The organism is Lysobacter enzymogenes, from assembly GCF_023617245.1.
Lineage (GTDB): Bacteria > Pseudomonadota > Gammaproteobacteria > Xanthomonadales > Xanthomonadaceae > Lysobacter > Lysobacter yananisis.
In genome coordinates this window covers 1,598,358-1,616,247 of the sequence record NZ_CP067396.1, presented here as the reverse complement: position 1 = coordinate 1,616,247, position 17,890 = coordinate 1,598,358, and the positions used below count along the sequence as shown (strand labels likewise).

Below are 17,890 nucleotides of genomic sequence, written 5' to 3'. Positions count from 1 at the left end.
CCGAATCGTCACTTGACGATCTTCGACACCACGCCGGCGCCGACGGTACGGCCGCCTTCGCGGATCGCGAAGCGCAGGCCTTCGTCCATCGCCACCGGGTTGATCAGCGTGACCACCATCTTCACGTTGTCGCCCGGCATCACCATCTCGACGCCTTCCGGCAGCTGGCACGCGCCGGTGATGTCGGTGGTGCGGAAGTAGAACTGCGGACGGTAGCCCTTGAAGAACGGGGTGTGGCGGCCGCCTTCGTCCTTCGACAGCACGTACACCTCGCCCTCGAACTCGGTGTGCGGGGTGATCGAACCCGGCTTCGCCAGCACCTGGCCGCGCTCCACGTCGTCGCGCTTGGTGCCGCGCAGCAGCAGGCCCGCGTTGTCGCCCGCCTGGCCCTGATCCAGCAGCTTGCGGAACATCTCGACGCCGGTGACCGTGGTCTTCTGGGTCGGACGGATGCCGACGATTTCGATTTCGTCGCCCACCTTGATGATGCCGCGCTCGATACGGCCGGTCACCACGGTGCCGCGGCCCGAGATCGAGAACACGTCTTCCACCGGCATCAGGAACGGCTTGTCGATCGCGCGCTCCGGCTCCGGAATGAAGCTGTCCAGCGCCTCGACCAGCTTGATGATCGCCGGCACGCCGATGTCGCTCTGGTCGCCTTCCAGCGCCAGACGGGCCGAACCGTGGATGATCGGGGTGTCGTCGCCCGGGAACTCGTACTTCGACAGCAGCTCGCGCACTTCCATCTCGACCAGCTCGAGCAGCTCGGCGTCGTCCACCATGTCGGCCTTGTTCAGGAACACGACGATGTACGGCACGCCGACCTGACGCGACAGCAGGATGTGTTCGCGCGTCTGCGGCATCGGGCCGTCGGCGGCCGAGCACACCAGGATCGCGCCGTCCATCTGCGCCGCACCCGTGATCATGTTCTTCACGTAGTCGGCGTGGCCCGGGCAGTCCACGTGGGCGTAGTGACGGTTCGGGCTTTCGTACTCGACGTGCGCCGTCGAGATCGTGATGCCGCGAGCCTTCTCTTCCGGCGCCGCGTCGATCGCGTCGTACGCCTTGAACTCGCCACCGAAACGCTCGGCGCCGACCTTGGTCAGAGCGGCCGTCAGCGTGGTCTTGCCGTGGTCGACGTGACCGATCGTGCCGACGTTCACGTGCGGCTTGGTGCGCTCGAATTTACCCTTAGCCATGATTGTCTCTCTTTAATTAATGCAGTGATTCGTTATTCGGAGCGGACGGAAGCCGCGAGCGGCGGCTCCCGTCCGGGGGCGCAAGCGTCGGCTTAGCCGCCCTTCTTGATGACCGTCTCGGCGATGTTGGTCGGCGCCTCGGCGTAATGGTCGAATTCCATCGTGAAGGTCGCGCGGCCCTGGGTCAGCGAACGGATCGTGGTCGCGTAACCGAACATCTCGCCCAGCGGCACCATCGCGTTGATGGTCTTGCCCGACGGCGTGTCGTCCTGGCCCTGCAGCAGGCCGCGACGACGGCTCAAGTCGCCCATCACGTCGCCGACGTACTCTTCCGGGGTCACCACTTCGACCTTCATCATCGGCTCCAGCAGGACCGGATCGGCCTTGCGGAAGCCTTCCTTGAAGGCCATCGACGCGGCGAGCTTGAACGCCATTTCCGACGAGTCGACGTCGTGGTACGAACCGAACACGAGCTTGACCTTCACGCCCACGACCGGGAAGCCGGCCAGCGGACCGCTGGTGATGGTCTCGCGCAGGCCCTTCTCGACCGCCGGGATGAATTCCTTCGGAATCACGCCGCCGGTGATGTCGTTGACGAACAGGAAATCGTTCTCGACGTCCTCGTTGGCGCGGTCGGCTTCGTTCATCGGCGACAGCTCGATCACGACGTGACCGTACTGGCCCTTACCGCCGGACTGCTTGGCGTGCTTGTAGTCCGACTTGACGTCCGACTTGCGGATGGTCTCGCGGTACGCCACCTGCGGCTTGCCGACGTTGGCCTCGACGTTGAACTCGCGACGCATGCGGTCGACGATGATGTCCAGGTGCAGCTCGCCCATGCCCGAGATGATGGTCTGGCCGGACTCTTCGTCGGTACGCACGCGGAACGAGGGATCTTCCTGAGCCAGGCGGCCCAGCGCGATGCCCATCTTTTCCTGGTCCGACTTGGTCTTCGGCTCGACCGCCATCGAGATGACGGGCTCCGGGAACACCATGCGCTCGAGGGTGATGACGTGGTCCTGGGCGCACAGGGTGTCGCCGGTGGTCACGTCCTTCAGGCCCACGGCCGCGGCGATGTCGCCGGCGCGGACTTCCTTGATTTCGTCGCGCTGGTTGGCGTGCATCTGCAGGATGCGGCCGATGCGCTCCTTCTTCATCTTGACCGGGTTGTAGACCTGGTCGCCCGAGTTCAGCACGCCCGAGTAGACGCGGAAGAAGGTCAGCGCGCCCACGAACGGGTCGGTCATGATCTTGAACGCCAGCGCCGAGAACGGCTCGGAATCCGAAGCCTTGCGGCTGTCTTCCTTTTCGTTCTCGTCGATGCCCTGCACCGGCGGACGGTCGGCCGGCGACGGCAGCAGGTTGATGACGCCGTCGAGCATGGCCTGCACGCCCTTGTTCTTGAACGCCGAGCCGCAGAACACCGGCACGATCTCGACCTTCAGGGTGCGCGCGCGCAGACCGGAGACGATTTCTTCCTCGGTCAGCTCTTCGCCGCCCAGGTACTTCTCCATCAGCTCTTCGGTCGCTTCGGCGGCGGCTTCGATCATGAAGCTGCGCGCTTCCTCGGCCTTGGACTGCAGCTCGGCCGGGATGTCCTTGTATTCGAACTTGGTGCCCTGCGAGGCGACGTCCCAGTGGATCGCCTTCATCTTCAGCAGGTCGACCACGCCCTCGAAGCCGTCTTCGGCGCCGATCGGCACCTGCATCGGAACGGCGTACGCGCCCAGGCGCGCCTTCAGCTGTTCGACGACCTTATCGAAGTTGGCGCCGGTGCGGTCCATCTTGTTGACGAACGCCATGCGCGGCACCGAGTACTTGTTGGCCTGGCGCCAAACGGTCTCGGACTGCGGCTGCACGCCGCCCACGGCGCACAGCACGAACACCGCGCCGTCGAGCACGCGCAGCGAACGCTCCACTTCGATGGTGAAGTCGACGTGGCCGGGGGTGTCGATGATGTTGAAGCGGTGCTCGGGCAGCGACTTGTCCATGCCCTTCCAGAACGCGGTGGTCGCGGCGGAAGTGATGGTGATGCCGCGCTCCTGCTCCTGCTCCATCCAGTCCATCGTCGCGGCACCTTCGTGCACTTCGCCGATCTTGTGGCTGACGCCGGTGTAGAACAGGATGCGTTCGGACGTGGTGGTCTTGCCGGCATCGATGTGGGCCATGATGCCGAAGTTGCGGTAACGCTCGATGGGAGTGGTGCGAGCCACGGGACCCTCTCGTAAGTTTTCGAATTCCAGATGGCCGGACGCCGCCTTATCGGCGGCCTCCGGTTCGCAAGGCGGCTGTCACGCCGCCGCGGCAACATCACATGCGGATGTTGCGAAGACCCTGTCGCCAGGGCGACTAGATCACCAGCGGTAGTGCGCGAACGCGCGGTTCGCTTCCGCCATGCGATGAGTCTCTTCGCGCTTCTTGATCGCCGCGCCGCGGTTCTCGGAAGCGTCCAGCAGCTCGGCGGCCAGCTTGCGCGGCATCGAGCTCTCGCCGCGCTTGCGCGCGGAGTCGATCAGCCAGCGCATCGCCAGGGCGACGCGGCGCGAGGAGCGCACTTCGACCGGCACCTGGTAGGTGGCGCCGCCGACGCGGCGGGACTTCACCTCGACCGACGGGGACACGTTGGTCAGGGCCTTCTCGACCAGTTCCAGGGCGTTGGGATTCTTCTCGCCGATGACGTCCATCGCGCCGTAGACGATCTTCTCGGCGACCGACTTCTTGCCGCTCTGCATGACCATATTGATGAAACGCGCGATCGTTTCGCTGCCGTGCTTGGGATCGGGCAGGATCGAACGCTGCGGGGCGGAGCCTTTACGCGACATGGTGCGTACCTATTCTCGTGATTCTTGAACGTGCGTGGTTGCGGGTGGCGGCGCCTTGGGCGCGCCGGGCATCGACGCGATTAGGACTTCGGACGCTTGGCGCCGTACTTGGAACGGCTCTGGCGACGCTTGGCGACGCCGGCGGCGTCGAGCGAGCCGCGCACGGTGTGGTAGCGCACGCCCGGCAGGTCCTTCACGCGGCCGCCGCGGATCAGCACGACCGAGTGCTCCTGCAGGTTGTGGCCTTCGCCGCCGATGTACGAAATGACTTCGTAACCGTTGGTCAGGCGCACCTTGGCGACCTTGCGCAGAGCCGAGTTCGGCTTCTTCGGGGTGGTGGTGTACACGCGGGTGCAGACGCCGCGGCGCTGCGGGCAGTTGGCGAGCGCCGGCGAGGTGCTCTTGTAGGTAGCTGCCTGCCGCGGCTTGCGGACGAGCTGATTGATGGTTGCCATCTGGAACTCTTGTTTAAGGGCCGGGCGGCCGCTTCGTGAGAAACGAACGGCAAGCCGATAGCACCCGACCTGCCGAGACGAAAAAGTATAGCCCGCGCTTAACGTTTCCGTCAACGCAGGCAGCGCGAACAGGCGGAACCGACGCCGTAGGCGCCAGTTTCGTTTCCTTATTCGATGATCCCGCCCTACCCTGGGCCGAACACTAGGCGCTCCCTGCGCCTAATTTCGTGATCTGGGATGCGACCCATACGGGCCCAATCCGATCCGCGAGTCTAGCATGTTTTGCCGGACTTGCCAGCCCCGACCCGCCTGGCCCGCCGTCATGTCCACGCGGGCGCCGCGCGACGCGCGGGCAAAAAACAAGGCGGGCATCGCTGCCCGCCTTGCGTGGAACCTCGTTGCCGGCCCCGATCCGGCCTGACGGCCGGACCGGGATGCGGCGGACGCTTGCTTACTCGGCGTCGTCGCCGGCGACCGTCTCGGCCGCGGCCGGAGCCTCGACCGCCACGCTCACCGGACCGGCCAGCGCTTCCATCTCCGAGTCGGTCAGGCCCGACGCGTTCTTGCGGCGCTGGGTGTGGTACGCCAGGCCGGTACCGGCCGGAATCAGGCGACCGACGATCACGTTCTCCTTGAGGCCGCGCAGGCTGTCGCGGGTACCGCGCACGGCGGCCTCGGTCAGCACGCGGGTGGTCTCCTGGAACGAGGCCGCCGAGATGAACGACTCGGTCGCCAGCGAGGCCTTGGTGATGCCGAGCAGGACCGGATCGAACTTGGCCAGGATCTCGCTGCGGGCCTGCAGGCGCACGTTCTCCTCGATCAGGCGCTGACGCTCGACCTGCTCGCCGTTGAGGAACTTGCTGTCGCCGCCGTCGACGATCTCGACCTTGCGCAGCATCTGGCGAACGATCACCTCGATGTGCTTGTCGTTGATCTTCACGCCCTGCAGGCGGTAGACGTCCTGGATTTCCTTGGTCAGGTAGACCGCCAGCGGCTCCACGCCCAGCAGGCGCAGGATGTCCTGCGGGCTCGGCTCGCCGTCCACGACCGTCTCGCCCTTCTCCACGTGCTCGCCTTCGAACACGATGATCTGGCGGTACTTCGGGATCAGCTCTTCGTGCTCCTCGCCGTCGGCCTGCTTGATGATCAAGCGCTGCTTGCCCTTGGTGTCCTTGCCGAAGCTGACGATGCCGGAGACCTCGGCCAGGACCGCCGGGTCCTTCGGCTTGCGGGCTTCGAACAGGTCGGCCACGCGCGGCAGACCGCCGGTGATGTCGCGGGTCTTCGACGCTTCCTGCGGGATCTTGGCGACCACGTCGCCCACGCCGACCGGCGCGCCGTCCTGCAGGTTGACGATCGAGCGCGGCGGCAGCAGGTACTGCGCCGGCAGGTCGGTACCCGGGATCGACAGGTCCTTGCCGTTCTTGTCGACGATGCGCACGATCGGACGCAGGTCCTTGCCCTGCGAGCCGCGACGCTTGGGATCGGTGATCTCGCGCGAGGCCAGGCCGGTCAGGTCGTCGGTCTTCTCGATCACGGTCACGCCATCGACGAAGTCGATGAAGCGCACGAAACCGGCGACTTCCGAAACGATCGGGTGGTTGTGCGGATCCCAGTTCGCGACCGTGTTGCCGGCCTTGATCTCGGCGCCATCGCGGAAGTTGATGGTCGCGCCGTAGGGCACCTTGTAGCGCTCGCGCTCGCGGCCGTGCGGGTCGAGCACCGACAGTTCGCCCGAACGCGAGACCGCGACCAGGTGGCCGCCGGCGTGCGCGACGTGCTTGAGGTTGTTGAACTTCAGCGAACCGGTGGTCTTGACGGTGACGTTGTCGATCGCCGCCGCTCGCGACGCCGCGCCGCCGATGTGGAAGGTACGCATGGTCAGCTGCGTGCCCGGCTCGCCGATCGACTGCGCGGCGACGACGCCGACCGCTTCGCCGTGGTTGACCAGGTGGCCGCGGCCGAGGTCGCGGCCGTAGCAGCGCGCGCACACGCCGAAGCTGCTGGCGCAGGTGATGGTCGAACGCACCTTGATCGACTGGACGCTGGCGTCCTCGAGCTTCTGCACCCAGGCTTCGTCGAGCAGGGTGTTGCGGGTGACGATCGGTTCCTCGTCGTTGCCCGGCAGGAACACGTCCTCGGCCACGACGCGGCCCAGCACGCGGTCGCGCAGCGGCTCGACCACGTCGCCGCCTTCGACGATCGGGGTCATGGTCAGACCCTCGACGGTGCCGCAGTCGGTTTCGGTGATGACCACGTCCTGCGCCACGTCGACCAGACGGCGGGTCAGGTAACCCGAGTTCGCGGTCTTCAGCGCGGTATCCGCCAGGCCCTTACGGGCGCCGTGGGTCGAGATGAAGTACTGCAGAACGTTGAGGCCTTCGCGGAAGTTCGCGGTGATCGGCGTCTCGATGATCGAGCCGTCCGGACGCGCCATCAGGCCGCGCATGCCGGCGAGCTGACGGATCTGCGCCTGCGAACCGCGCGCGCCGGAGTCGGCCATGATGTAGATCGAGTTCATCGACTTCTGCGGGACCTGGTCGCCCTTGGCGTTGGTCACGGTGTCGGTGCCGATCGCGTCCATCATCGCCTTGGCCACGCGCTCGTTGGTGCGCGACCAGATGTCGACGACCTTGTTGTAGCGCTCGCCCGCGGTGACCAGGCCGGACTGGTACTGCTGCTGGATTTCCAGCACTTCCGACTCGGCCTCGGCCAGGATGCCCTTCTTCTCGCCCGGGATGATCATGTCGTCGATGCCGATCGACACGCCGGCGCGGGTCGCGTAACCGAAGCCGGTGTACATCAGGCGGTCGGCGAACACGACGGTGTCCTTCAGCCCCAGCATGCGGTAGCAGGAGTTGATCAGGCGGCTGATGTTCTTCTTGGTCAGCTCGGTGTTGGCCAGCGCGTACGGCAGGCCTTCCGGCAGGATCTCGCGCAGCAGGGCGCGGCCGACGGTGGTGTCGACGACCGAGGTCTTCTGCGAACGGGTGCCGTCCTCGGCGATCACGGTCTCGGTGATGCGGACCTTGACCTTGGCGTGCAGCTGCACGGCGCGGTTGTCGTAGGCGCGCTTGACCTCGGCCACGTTGGCGAACGCCATGCCCTCGCCCGCCTTGTTCTCGAGGGCGCGGGTCATGTAGTACAGGCCGAGCACGACGTCCTGCGACGGCACGATGATCGGCTCGCCGTTGGCCGGCGACAGGATGTTGTTCGACGCCATCATCAGCGCGCGCGCTTCCAGCTGGGCCTCGAGGCTCAGCGGGACGTGCACGGCCATCTGGTCGCCGTCGAAGTCGGCGTTGAACGCGGTGCAGACCAGCGGGTGCAGCTGGATCGCCTTGCCTTCGATCAGCACCGGTTCGAACGCCTGGATGCCGAGGCGGTGCAGGGTCGGGGCGCGGTTCAGCAGCACCGGGTGCTCGCGGATCACCTCTTCGAGGATGTCCCACACCTCGGCCTCTTCGCGCTCGACCAGCTTCTTGGCGGCCTTGATCGTGGTGGCGAGACCGCGGCGCTGCAGCTTGGCGAAGATGAAGGGCTTGAACAGCTCGAGCGCCATCTTCTTCGGCAGGCCGCACTCGTGCAGGCGCAGGGTCGGGCCGACCACGATGACCGAACGGCCCGAGTAGTCCACGCGCTTGCCGAGCAGGTTCTGGCGGAACCGGCCCTGCTTGCCCTTGATCATGTCGGCCAGCGACTTGAGCGGGCGCTTGTTGGTGCCGGTGATGGCGCGGCCGCGGCGGCCGTTGTCCATCAGGGCGTCGACCGATTCCTGCAGCATGCGCTTCTCGTTGCGCACAATGATGTCGGGCGCGTTGAGTTCGAGCAGGCGGCGCAGGCGGTTGTTGCGGTTGATGACGCGGCGGTACAGATCGTTCAGATCCGAGGTCGCGAAACGGCCGCCTTCCAGCGGCACCAGCGGACGCAGGTCCGGCGGCAGCACCGGCAGCACGGTCATGACCATCCACTCCGGACGGTTGCCGGATTCGAGGAAGGCTTCGACCAGCTTGATCCGCTTGGTCAGGCGCTTGAGCTTGGTCTCGCTGTTGGTCGAGGCGATCTCTTCCTTCAGCTGCAGCATCTCGGCCTGCAGGTCGATGGTGCGCAGCAGGTCGTAGACCGCCTCGGCGCCCATCGCGGCCTCGAAGTCGTCGCCGTGCTCCTGGCGCGCCTGCAGGTACTGCTCTTCGGTCAGCAGGTTGCCGCGTTCCATCGGGGTCAGGCCCGGCTCGGTCACGACGTACGCTTCGAAGTACAGGATGCGCTCGATGTCGCGCAGGGTCATGTCCAGCATCAGGCCGATGCGCGAGGGCAGCGACTTGAGGAACCAGATGTGCGCGACCGGCGAGGCCAGGTCGATGTGGCCCATGCGCTCGCGGCGGACCTTGGCCAGGGTGACCTCGGTGCCGCACTTCTCGCACACCACGCCGCGGTGCTTCATGCGCTTGTACTTGCCGCACAGGCACTCGTAGTCCTTGATCGGACCGAAGATCGCGGCGCAGAACAGGCCGTCGCGCTCGGGCTTGAAGGTGCGGTAGTTGATGGTTTCCGGCTTCTTCACTTCGCCGAACGACCACGAGCGCACCAGGTCCGGGGAGGCCAGGGCGATCTTGATGGCGTCGAAGTCCAGCGCGGGACGCTGCTGGTTGAAGAGATTGAGCAAGTCTTTCATTTCTTTACTCCAATCGGAGGAATTCGTCGGGGAGAAGCGAGGGAAAAACCAGGGCGGGAGAGAGGGAGCCGGGAGGAGCGGAGGGATCGCGCGTTACGCCGCCATTCCCTTCGCCGCCGGCTCTCTGTCGCCTGCGCTTGCCTCAGTTCTCTTCCAGCTCCATGTTGATCGCGAGCGAGCGGATTTCCTTGACCAGCACGTTGAAGGACTCCGGCATGCCGGCGACCATTTCGTACTCGCCGTCGACGATGTTCTTGTACATCTGGTTGCGGCCCTGCACGTCGTCGGACTTCACCGTCAGCATTTCCTGCAGGGTGTAGGCCGCGCCGTAGGCTTCCAGCGCCCAGACTTCCATTTCGCCGAAACGCTGGCCGCCGAACTGCGCCTTGCCGCCCAGCGGCTGCTGGGTGACGAGCGAGTACGGACCGGTCGAGCGCGCGTGCATCTTGTCGTCGACCAGGTGGTTCAGCTTCAGCATGTGCATGTAGCCGATGGTCACCGGACGCTCGAACGCCTCGCCGGTGCGGCCGTCGTGCAGCACGGTCTGGCCGCTGCTCGGCAGTTCCGCGAGCTCGAGCATGCGCTTGATCTCGGACTCGGCCGCGCCGTCGAACACCGGCGTCGCCATCGGCACGCCGTCGGTCAGGTTGCGCGCCAGACGCAGCAGTTCCTCATCGGTGAACTGCTTCAGGTCGACGCGCTGGCCGTGCACCTTGGTGTCGTGGTTGTAGACGTCGTCGAGGAACTTGCGCAGATCGGCGATCTTCTGCTGCGCCTCCAGCATGCGCTGGATCTTCTGGCCCAGGCCCTTGGCGGCCCAGCCCAGATGCACTTCGAGGATCTGGCCGATGTTCATACGCGACGGCACGCCGAGCGGGTTCAGCACGATGTCGACGGTCTGGCCGTCGGCCGCGTACGGCATGTCCTCGACCGGAACGATGGTCGAGACCACGCCCTTGTTGCCGTGACGGCCGGCCATCTTGTCGCCCGGCTGGATGCGGCGCTTGACCGCCAGGAACACCTTGACCGTCTTGAGGATGCCCGGAGCTAGGTCGTCGCCCTGGGTGATCTTGGCGCGCTTGTCGGCGAAACGGCGTTCGAATTCCTTGGCGTGAACGTCGATCTGCTTCTGCGCGCGCTCGATCGCCTCGATCGCTTCCTCGTCCTTCATGCGCAGGGTGAACCAGTCGGTCTTCTTCAGGCCGTCCAGCACCAGCGAGGTGACGGTGTCGCCCTTCTTCAGGCCGGCGCCGCCGTTGGCGGTCTTGCCGATCAGCTGCGAGCGCAGGCGGTCGTAGATCGCCGCTTCGAGGATGCGGAACTGGTCGTCGAAGTCCTTCTTGACCCGGCGGATTTCCGACTCTTCGATCTGGCGGGCGCGCTTGTCCTTCTCGATGCCGTCGCGGGTGAAGACCTGCACGTCGATGACGGTGCCGTCCATGCCCGGCGGCACGCGCAGCGAGCTGTCCTTAACGTCGGAGGCCTTCTCGCCGAAGATCGCGCGCAGCAGCTTCTCTTCCGGAGTCAGCTGCGACTCGCCCTTCGGCGTGACCTTGCCGACCAGGATGTCGCCGGCGCGGACCTCGGCGCCGATGTACACCACGCCCGACTCGTCGAGGCGGTTCAGCGCCTGCTCGGAGACGTTCGGGATGTCGGCGGAGATTTCCTCCGGCCCCAGCTTGGTGTCGCGCGCCGAACAGGTCAGCTCTTCGATGTGGATCGTGGTGTAGCGATCCTCCTCGACCACGCGCTCGGAGAGCAGGATCGAGTCTTCGAAGTTGTAGCCGTTCCACGGCATGAACGCGACCAGCATGTTCTGGCCGAGCGCGAGCTCGCCGATGTCGGTCGAGGGACCGTCGGCCAGCACGTCGCCGCGCGCGATCACGTCGCCCACCTTCACCAGCGGACGCTGGTTGATGCAGGTGTTCTGGTTCGAACGCGTGTACTTGATCAGGTTGTAGATGTCGACGCCGGCGTCGGTCACCGCGGAGATCTCCTCCTCGTTGACCTTGACCACGATGCGGCCCGCGTCGACCTGCTCGATCACGCCGCCGCGCAGCGCGTTGACGGTCACGCCCGAGTCGCGCGCCACGGCGCGCTCGATGCCGGTGCCGACCAGCGGCTTCTGCGAACGCAGGGTCGGAACGGCCTGACGCTGCATGTTCGCGCCCATCAGCGCGCGGTTGGCGTCGTCGTGCTCCAGGAACGGAACCAGCGCGGCCGCGACCGACACGGTCTGCATCGGCGAGACGTCCATGAAGTGGATCTCGCTCGGCGGCTTGAGCAGGGTTTCGCCCTGGAAGCGGCAGGCGACGAACTGGGCGGTGATCATGCCCTTGTCGTCCTGCGGCGCGTTGGCCTGGGCGATGACGTACTCGTTCTCTTCGATCGCCGACAGGAACTCGACGTCCTCGGTGACCTTGCCGTCCACGACCTTGCGGTACGGCGTCTCGAGGAAGCCGTACTTGTTGGTGCGGGCGAACACCGCCAGCGAGTTGATCAGGCCGATGTTCGGGCCTTCCGGCGTTTCGATGGTGCAGACGCGGCCGTAGTGGGTCGGGTGCACGTCGCGCACTTCGAAGCCGGCGCGCTCGCGGGTCAGGCCGCCCGGGCCCAGCGCCGAGACGCGGCGCTTGTGGGTGACTTCCGACAGCGGGTTGTTCTGGTCCATGAACTGCGACAGCTGCGAGGAGCCGAAGAACTCCTTGATCGCGGCGGCCACCGGCTTGGCGTTGATCAGCTCCTGCGGGGTCAGGCCTTCGGACTCGGCCATCGACAGGCGCTCCTTGACCGCGCGCTCGACGCGGACCAGGCCGACGCGGAAGGTGTTCTCGGCCATTTCGCCGACCGAACGCACGCGGCGGTTGCCGAGGTGGTCGATGTCGTCGACCACGCCGCGACCGTTGCGGATCTCGGTCAGGGTGCGGATGACGTCGAGGATGTCGGAGGTGTCGCCCAGCTCGTTGCGCAGGCGCGCGGACTCGTCGTCCTTGCGGTCGGCGAAGTACTTCGCGTCGTACAGCACCGAGGCGCCGATGGTTTCCTTGCGGCCGATGCGGCGGTTGAACTTCATCCGGCCCACGGCCGAGAGGTCGTAGCGCTCGAAGGTGAAGAACAGGTTGTGGAACAGGTTCTGCGCGGCGTCCTTGGTCGGCGGCTCGCCCGGACGCATCATGCGGTAGATCTCGACCAGGGCCTCGAGCTGGGTCTTGGTCGGGTCGATGCGCAGGGTGTTGGAGATGTACGGACCGCGGTCGAGGTCGTTGACCCAGATCGTGCCGATCTGGTCGATGCCGGCCTTGCGGAAGGCCTGCAGGTGGTCTTCGTTGATCTCGTCGTTGGCCGAGGCCAGCGGCTCGCCGGTCTTGGTGTCGACGACGTCGTGCGACAGGATGCGGCCCATCAGGTAGCTGTCCGGCACGGCCAGGGCGGAGATGCCCGACTGCTCCATCTGCTTGACGTGGCGCGCGGTCACGCGCTTGCCGGCCTCGACGATCACGCGGTCGCCGTCGGCCAGGTCGAAGTCCAGGGTTTCGCCGCGCAGGCGCTCGGAGACCAGCTCCCACTGCACGCCCTCGGGCATGATGTGGAAGGTGTTGATCTCGAAGAACTTGTTCAGCATCTCCTCGTTGCCGTAGCCGAGCGCGCGCAGCAGCACGGTGACCGGCAGCTTGCGGCGGCGGTCGATACGGGTGAACACCGCGTCCTTCGGGTCGAACTCGAAGTCCAGCCAGGAGCCGCGGTAGGGGATGATGCGGGCGCTGTACAGCAGCTTGCCCGAGCTGTGGGTCTTGCCGCGGTCGTGGTCGAAGAACACGCCCGGCGAACGGTGCAGCTGCGAGACGATGACGCGCTCGGTGCCGTTGACGATGAAGGTGCCGTTGTCGGTCATGAGCGGAATCTCGCCCATGTAGACCTCTTGCTCCTTGACGTACTTGATCGCCTTGGTCGAGGACTCGCGGTCGTAGATCACCAGGCGCACGGTCACGCGCAGCGGAGCGCCGTAGGACAGCCCGCGGTTGCGGCATTCGCGCTCGTCGAACACCGGGTCGCCGAGCTTGTAGCCCACGTACTCGAGCGCGGCGTTGCCGCTGTAGCTGGAGATCGGGAACACCGACTTCAGCGCGGCGTGCAGGCCGCGGTCGGCGCGCTTGGCCGGGTCGGTGTGCTCTTGCAGGAATTCGCGATAGGAATCGACCTGGATCGCGAGCAGGAAGGGTACTTCGAGGATGGACTTGCGCTTGCCGAAGTCCTTGCGGATGCGCTTCTTTTCGGTGAACGAATAGTTCTGGGAAGCTGTGGTCATGGTGAGCTACCGCCTCGATTAGCTAATGGGCCGGGAAAGCCGCTTGCCGGCGCTTTCCGGGCGAACCGCGCGTCCGCGGTTCGGGGGACTAATGACTGAAAAGCAAAAATTGCCAGTGGGAAGTCGCTGGTATTGCCGGCACCAGCACGCCTTCTCCCGCTACTTCCGACTGACAACTCACGACGACGGGACGCGGATCGTAGAAAAAACCTCGAACCGATCCGGAATGCGCGATCCCGCTACAACGGCCAAAGGCCGGGGGCTTTCGCCCCCAGCCTTCGGTTGGTCGCCAATACGAACCGGCGACGCAAGTACGGCTTACTTGACTTCGACGGTCGCACCAGCGGCTTCGAGGTCCTTCTTCATCTTGGCAGCGTCGTCCTTGGAGACGGCTTCCTTGACGTTCTGCGGAGCGCCTTCGACCAGGTCCTTGGCTTCCTTCAGGCCCAGGCCGGTGATGGCGCGGACGGCCTTGATGACTTCGACCTTCTTCTCGCCGGCGGCCTTCAGCACGACGGTGAACTCGGTCTGCTCTTCGACCGGCGCGGCGGCTTCGGCGGCGACGCCGGCGACGACCGGAGCGGCGGCGGAGACGCCGAACTTCTCTTCGATCGCGCGGACGAGTTCCATGACTTCCATCAGGCTCTTTTCGGCGATGGCGTCGACGATCTGTTCGTTGGACAGGGACATTGTGTTTAACCTCAGGAAAATTTGATCTTACGAATCGGGTTCAGTGAAGCGGTCGCGAAGACGGTGCGGCGATTACGCCGGTTCCGCTTCGGCCGGAGCTTCGGCTGCGACTTCGCCGCCGCCCTGCTGGTCGGCCACGGCCTTGACGGCGCGGGCGAACATCGCGGCGGGTTCGGACAGCACGCGCGCCAACATCGACAGCGCCTGGTCCAGGGTCGGCAGCGAGGCCAGGACTTCGACGTGGCTGGCCGGATAGACCTGACCGCCCACGGCGACGACCTGAGCCTTGAGCTTGTCGTTGCCCTTGGCGAATTCCTTGATCAGACGGCCGGCGGCGCCGGGTTCGTCCACCGAGAACGCGTACAGCAGCGGACCGACGAGCTTGTCTTGGACGCACTCGAATTCGGTACCGGCGACGGCGCGCGAGGCCAGGGTGTTCTTGACGACACGCAAGTACACACCGGTTTCGCGAGCCTTCTTGCGCATCGCGGTCAGCTGGCCGACCGTGATGCCCGCGTACTCGGCTGCAATCAAGGAGTGGGCCTTCGCGGCGACTTCTGCCAGCTCGGCGACTACTTCTTGCTTCTGAGACAGATTGAGAGCCATTGCACTCCTCCGAAAGCCGGGAATCGAGGGCGGGAGCCGGACGCCGGGGACCGAGCTTTCGCTCCGCCCGACGTCCCGATCCGCGTTCCCCATTCCCAGCCTTATTGACTCCGCTCGCGGCTCCTGCCGCTTGCGGTCCTGGGCGGCGACCGTCCTTGTCGCCGGGGACGCCCGAAAGCGTCCCGGGTGGTGGCCTTTCCTGAAAAAATTCCAGTAAGGGGCACCATCTGCGCCGGCACGGCTCCGAAGAGTCCGAATTAAGCGGTCTCGCTTGCACCGACGGCGACTCCTTGCCGTGTCGAGCTTCCGTGCCCGTCGTCGGTACGCGCTGACCGCGCCTGCGGTCTTTGACGGCTATCGCGTCGGGTTGCCCCTCGGCGATGCCCTCAAAAAGCTAGGAGCGAGTTGGGAGAAGAGAGAAACGAGTGGGAGCGAATGCGGCTGTTCGCTCACTCCTCAACTTCTCTTCGCTCACTCCTGTGATTCGATTACTTGAGCGTCAGCGAAGCCTGGTCGACGATCACGCCCGGACCCATGGTCGAGCTGATCGAGACCTTCTGCAGGTACTGGCCCTTGGAGGTCGACGGCTTGGCCTTGATCAGGTCCATCAGCAGCGCCTGCAGGTTGTCCTTCAGCGAACCGTCTTCGAACGAGACCTTGCCGATGGTGCAGTGGATGATGCCGGCCTTGTCGGTGCGGTAACGGACCTGGCCGCCCTTGGCGTTCTTGACCGCCTCGGCCGGGTTCGGCGACACGGTGCCGACCTTCGGGTTCGGCATCAGGCCGCGCGGGCCGAGCACCTGGCCGAGCTTACCGACCACGCGCATCGCGTCCGGGGTGGCGATGACCACGTCGTAGTTCAGGTCGCCGGCCTGCATCTTCTCGGCCAGGTCGTCCATGCCGACGGCTTCGGCGCCCGCGGCCAGGGCCTCGTCGGCCTTGGCGCCGGCGGGGGCGAACACCGCCACGCGCACGGTCTTGCCGGTGCCGGCCGGCAGCACGGTCGAGCCGCGCACCTGCTGGTCGGACTTCTTCGCATCCACGCCCAGGCGCACGGCGACGTCGACGGACTCGACGAACTTGGCCTTGGTGGTGGTCTTGACGATCTTCACCGCGTCTTCGAAGGCGTACGCCTTACCCGGAACGACGGCTGCCTTGATGGCCTTTTCGCGCTTGTTCATTGCCATGTCTTAACCCTCCACCACCAGGCCCATGCTGCGGGCCGAGCCCGCGATCGTCTTCACCGCGGCATCCAGGTCGGCCGCCGTCAGGTCGGCTTCCTTCTGCTTGGCGATGGCTTCCAGCTGGGCGCGGGTGACCTTGCCCACCTTGTCGGTGTTCGGGCGCTTGGAACCGGAGGTGATGCCGGCGGCCTTCTTCAGCAGCACCGAAGCCGGGGTCGACTTGGTGACGAAGGTGAAGGTACGGTCCGAGTAGGCCGTGATGATGACCGGGGTCGGCAGACCCGGCTCGAGCTTGGAGGTCGCGGCGTTGAACGCCTTGCAGAACTCCATGATGTTCAGGCCGCGCTGACCCAGCGCAGGACCGACCGGCGGCGAGGGGTTGGCCTGACCGGCCTTGACCTGCAGCTTGATGTAGCCGACTACTTTCTTTGCCATTGATGTGCTCTCCGGGTGCTAGCGCCTTAAGACCCCAGGCTCCCCATCGGGCCGGAAATCGCGCGTTCCGGCATCGCGTTTTCTGTCGCGCGAACAGCCGCCCGTGGATTGATCCGGGGCGGCTGGTCGGTTGAGGCTGCCACCCTGCCGGGTAGCGAGCCGCACACTATATCAGGTTTTGGGGCGTAGGGCGCAGCCGGCCGGCGGGGCCGGCGCGGGCGCCCCACCCGGCTCAGGTGGCCTTTTCGACCTGGCCGAATTCCAGCTCGACCGGGGTCGAGCGGCCGAAAATGAGCACCGCGACGCGCAGGCGGCTCTTTTCGTAGTTGATCTCTTCGACCACGCCGTTGAAGTCGACGAACGGGCCGTCGATGACGCGGACCATCTCGCCCGGCTCGAACAGCACCTTCGGACGCGGCTTTTCGACGCCTTCCTGAACGCGCTGCAGGATGCGGTCGGCCTCGACGTCCTGGATCGGCAGCGGGCGGTCGGCGGTGCCGCCGATGAAACCCATGACCTTCGGGGTTTCCTTGATCAGGTGCCAGCTCTCGCTGTCGATGCGGGGAATGCCCGCCTCGTCGTGAGTGGCGATCTGGACCAGGACATAGCCCGGGAAAAACTTGCGCTCGGAGCGGCGCTTCTGGCCGGAGCGCATTTCCACGACCTCTTCGGTCGGGACCAGCACTTCGCCGAAGCGGTCGGTCATCTCGAAGCGGACGATGCGGTCGCGCAGGGCCTGGGCCACCGACTTCTCGAAGCCGGAATAGGCGTGGACCACGTACCAGCGCTTGTTTTCTTGCGTATTCAACTCGGTCATCTCCTCAGCGTCCTCAGCGCGCCAGCAGGAACTTGACCGCAGCCTGGATCACCCAGTCGAAACCGGACAGGATCAGGCTCAGGATCAGCACCGCAACCATGACCACCCAGGTGGTCTTAAGGGCTTCGTCGCGGGTCGGCCAGACCACCTTGCGCAGCTCGAAGCGCGACTCGGACAGGAACTCGCGGGTCTGGGCGCCCTTGGCCGACAACATGAACACCGCGGCGCCCGCGACCAGACCGGCCACGACCACGGCGGCGCGCAACGGGCCGCTCCAGTTCTCGAACCAGATATAGGCGAACACCCCGCCGGCGGCCAGCGCGAGGGCCAGCACGTACTTGACGAGGTCGCCGGCGTTGCCGCCGCTGGATTTGTGCTGTTCGGCCTTGCTGTTCATTCTCAGGGCGATTCCCTCGCGAAAGCCCGCCCATCCTGCGCGGCCCTTTCAATGGCTTGCCAGTCGCCGGGTCGTCCGAACCGGCTCGGTAATAGGTGGCACGCCAGGAGGGACTCGAACCCCCAACCTGCGGTTTTGGAGACCGCTGCTCTGCCAATTGAGCTACTGGCGTACGTCTGAAATCTCGGGTCCGGATCGGCGCCCTTCAAGGGGCAGAGCCGCCGGCCGGCCATTGTCATCGAAAACCGGTCGCCACGAAACAGGGCGCCCTAAACAACGAAGGCGGACCGGGTTGCCGGCCCGC

12 protein-coding genes and 1 tRNA gene are annotated in these 17,890 nt (G+C 65.7%); all 13 read right to left on the bottom strand.

Annotated elements, in window-relative coordinates:
* Nucleotides 1–8: 8 nt before the first annotated feature.
* Nucleotides 9–1,199, bottom strand: coding sequence for an elongation factor Tu (gene tuf, locus JHW41_RS06955; RefSeq protein ID WP_057948556.1), 1,191 nt, complete (start codon nt 1,197–1,199; stop codon nt 9–11).
* Nucleotides 1,200–1,291: 92 nt separating this feature from the next.
* Nucleotides 1,292–3,412, bottom strand: a complete 2,121-nt coding sequence (gene fusA / locus JHW41_RS06950) for an elongation factor G (RefSeq protein ID WP_057948557.1) — start codon at nt 3,410–3,412, stop codon at nt 1,292–1,294.
* A 141-nt stretch (nt 3,413–3,553) separates the two neighbouring features.
* Nucleotides 3,554–4,021: a 30S ribosomal protein S7 gene (rpsG, locus tag JHW41_RS06945; protein ID WP_057948558.1), complete on the bottom strand. Its 468-nt coding sequence runs from the start codon at nt 4,019–4,021 to the stop codon at nt 3,554–3,556.
* Nucleotides 4,022–4,101: 80 nt separating this feature from the next.
* Nucleotides 4,102–4,476, bottom strand: coding sequence for a 30S ribosomal protein S12 (rpsL, locus tag JHW41_RS06940; protein WP_057948559.1), 375 nt, complete (start codon nt 4,474–4,476; stop codon nt 4,102–4,104).
* A gap of 451 nt (nt 4,477–4,927) precedes the next feature.
* Nucleotides 4,928–9,151 (bottom strand): DNA-directed RNA polymerase subunit beta', encoded by a 4,224-nt coding sequence (gene rpoC / locus JHW41_RS06935; protein ID WP_057948560.1) that lies wholly within the window; start codon nt 9,149–9,151, stop codon nt 4,928–4,930.
* A gap of 142 nt (nt 9,152–9,293) precedes the next feature.
* On the bottom strand, nt 9,294–13,457 hold the full coding sequence (rpoB, locus tag JHW41_RS06930) for a DNA-directed RNA polymerase subunit beta (RefSeq protein ID WP_057948561.1): 4,164 nt from the start codon (nt 13,455–13,457) through the stop codon (nt 9,294–9,296).
* A 318-nt stretch (nt 13,458–13,775) separates the two neighbouring features.
* A complete protein-coding gene (gene rplL, locus JHW41_RS06925; RefSeq protein WP_057948562.1) occupies nt 13,776–14,147 on the bottom strand; it encodes a 50S ribosomal protein L7/L12 in 372 nt (123 codons plus the stop codon).
* Nucleotides 14,148–14,219: 72 nt separating this feature from the next.
* Nucleotides 14,220–14,753, bottom strand: coding sequence for a 50S ribosomal protein L10 (rplJ, locus tag JHW41_RS06920; protein WP_057948563.1), 534 nt, complete (start codon nt 14,751–14,753; stop codon nt 14,220–14,222).
* A gap of 488 nt (nt 14,754–15,241) precedes the next feature.
* Nucleotides 15,242–15,940 (bottom strand): 50S ribosomal protein L1, encoded by a 699-nt coding sequence (rplA, locus tag JHW41_RS06915; protein WP_057948564.1) that lies wholly within the window; start codon nt 15,938–15,940, stop codon nt 15,242–15,244.
* Nucleotides 15,941–15,943: 3 nt separating this feature from the next.
* Nucleotides 15,944–16,372, bottom strand: coding sequence for a 50S ribosomal protein L11 (gene rplK / locus JHW41_RS06910; protein WP_057948565.1), 429 nt, complete (start codon nt 16,370–16,372; stop codon nt 15,944–15,946).
* 232 nt (nt 16,373–16,604) lie between these two features.
* Nucleotides 16,605–17,189 carry a transcription termination/antitermination protein NusG gene (nusG, locus tag JHW41_RS06905; RefSeq protein ID WP_057948566.1) on the bottom strand — a complete coding sequence of 195 codons (585 nt, stop codon included), beginning with the start codon at nt 17,187–17,189 and terminating at the stop codon, nt 16,605–16,607.
* A 13-nt stretch (nt 17,190–17,202) separates the two neighbouring features.
* Complete coding sequence (gene secE, locus JHW41_RS06900; RefSeq protein ID WP_057948567.1) at nt 17,203–17,586, bottom strand: preprotein translocase subunit SecE; 384 nt, start codon at nt 17,584–17,586, stop codon at nt 17,203–17,205.
* Between the two features lie 96 nt (nt 17,587–17,682).
* Nucleotides 17,683–17,758 (bottom strand) — tRNA-Trp (locus tag JHW41_RS06895).
* Nucleotides 17,759–17,890 lie beyond the last annotated feature (132 nt).

Excerpts from the sequence above, each read along its gene's own strand:
- tuf (WP_057948556.1), bottom strand. The coding sequence starts at position 1,199 with ATGGCTAAGGGTAAATTCGAGCGCACCAAGCCGCACGTGAACGTCGGC.
- rpsG (WP_057948558.1), bottom strand. The coding sequence starts at position 4,021 with ATGTCGCGTAAAGGCTCCGCCCCGCAGCGTTCGATCCTGCCCGATCCC.
- rpsL (WP_057948559.1), bottom strand. The coding sequence starts at position 4,476 with ATGGCAACCATCAATCAGCTCGTCCGCAAGCCGCGGCAGGCAGCTACC.
- rpoC (WP_057948560.1), bottom strand. The coding sequence starts at position 9,151 with ATGAAAGACTTGCTCAATCTCTTCAACCAGCAGCGTCCCGCGCTGGAC.
- rpoB (WP_057948561.1), bottom strand. The coding sequence starts at position 13,457 with ATGACCACAGCTTCCCAGAACTATTCGTTCACCGAAAAGAAGCGCATC.
- rplL (WP_057948562.1), bottom strand. The coding sequence starts at position 14,147 with ATGTCCCTGTCCAACGAACAGATCGTCGACGCCATCGCCGAAAAGAGC.
- rplJ (WP_057948563.1), bottom strand. The coding sequence starts at position 14,753 with ATGGCTCTCAATCTGTCTCAGAAGCAAGAAGTAGTCGCCGAGCTGGCA.
- rplA (WP_057948564.1), bottom strand. The coding sequence starts at position 15,940 with ATGGCAATGAACAAGCGCGAAAAGGCCATCAAGGCAGCCGTCGTTCCG.
- rplK (WP_057948565.1), bottom strand. The coding sequence starts at position 16,372 with ATGGCAAAGAAAGTAGTCGGCTACATCAAGCTGCAGGTCAAGGCCGGT.
- nusG (WP_057948566.1), bottom strand. The coding sequence starts at position 17,189 with ATGACCGAGTTGAATACGCAAGAAAACAAGCGCTGGTACGTGGTCCAC.
- secE (WP_057948567.1), bottom strand. The coding sequence starts at position 17,586 with ATGAACAGCAAGGCCGAACAGCACAAATCCAGCGGCGGCAACGCCGGC.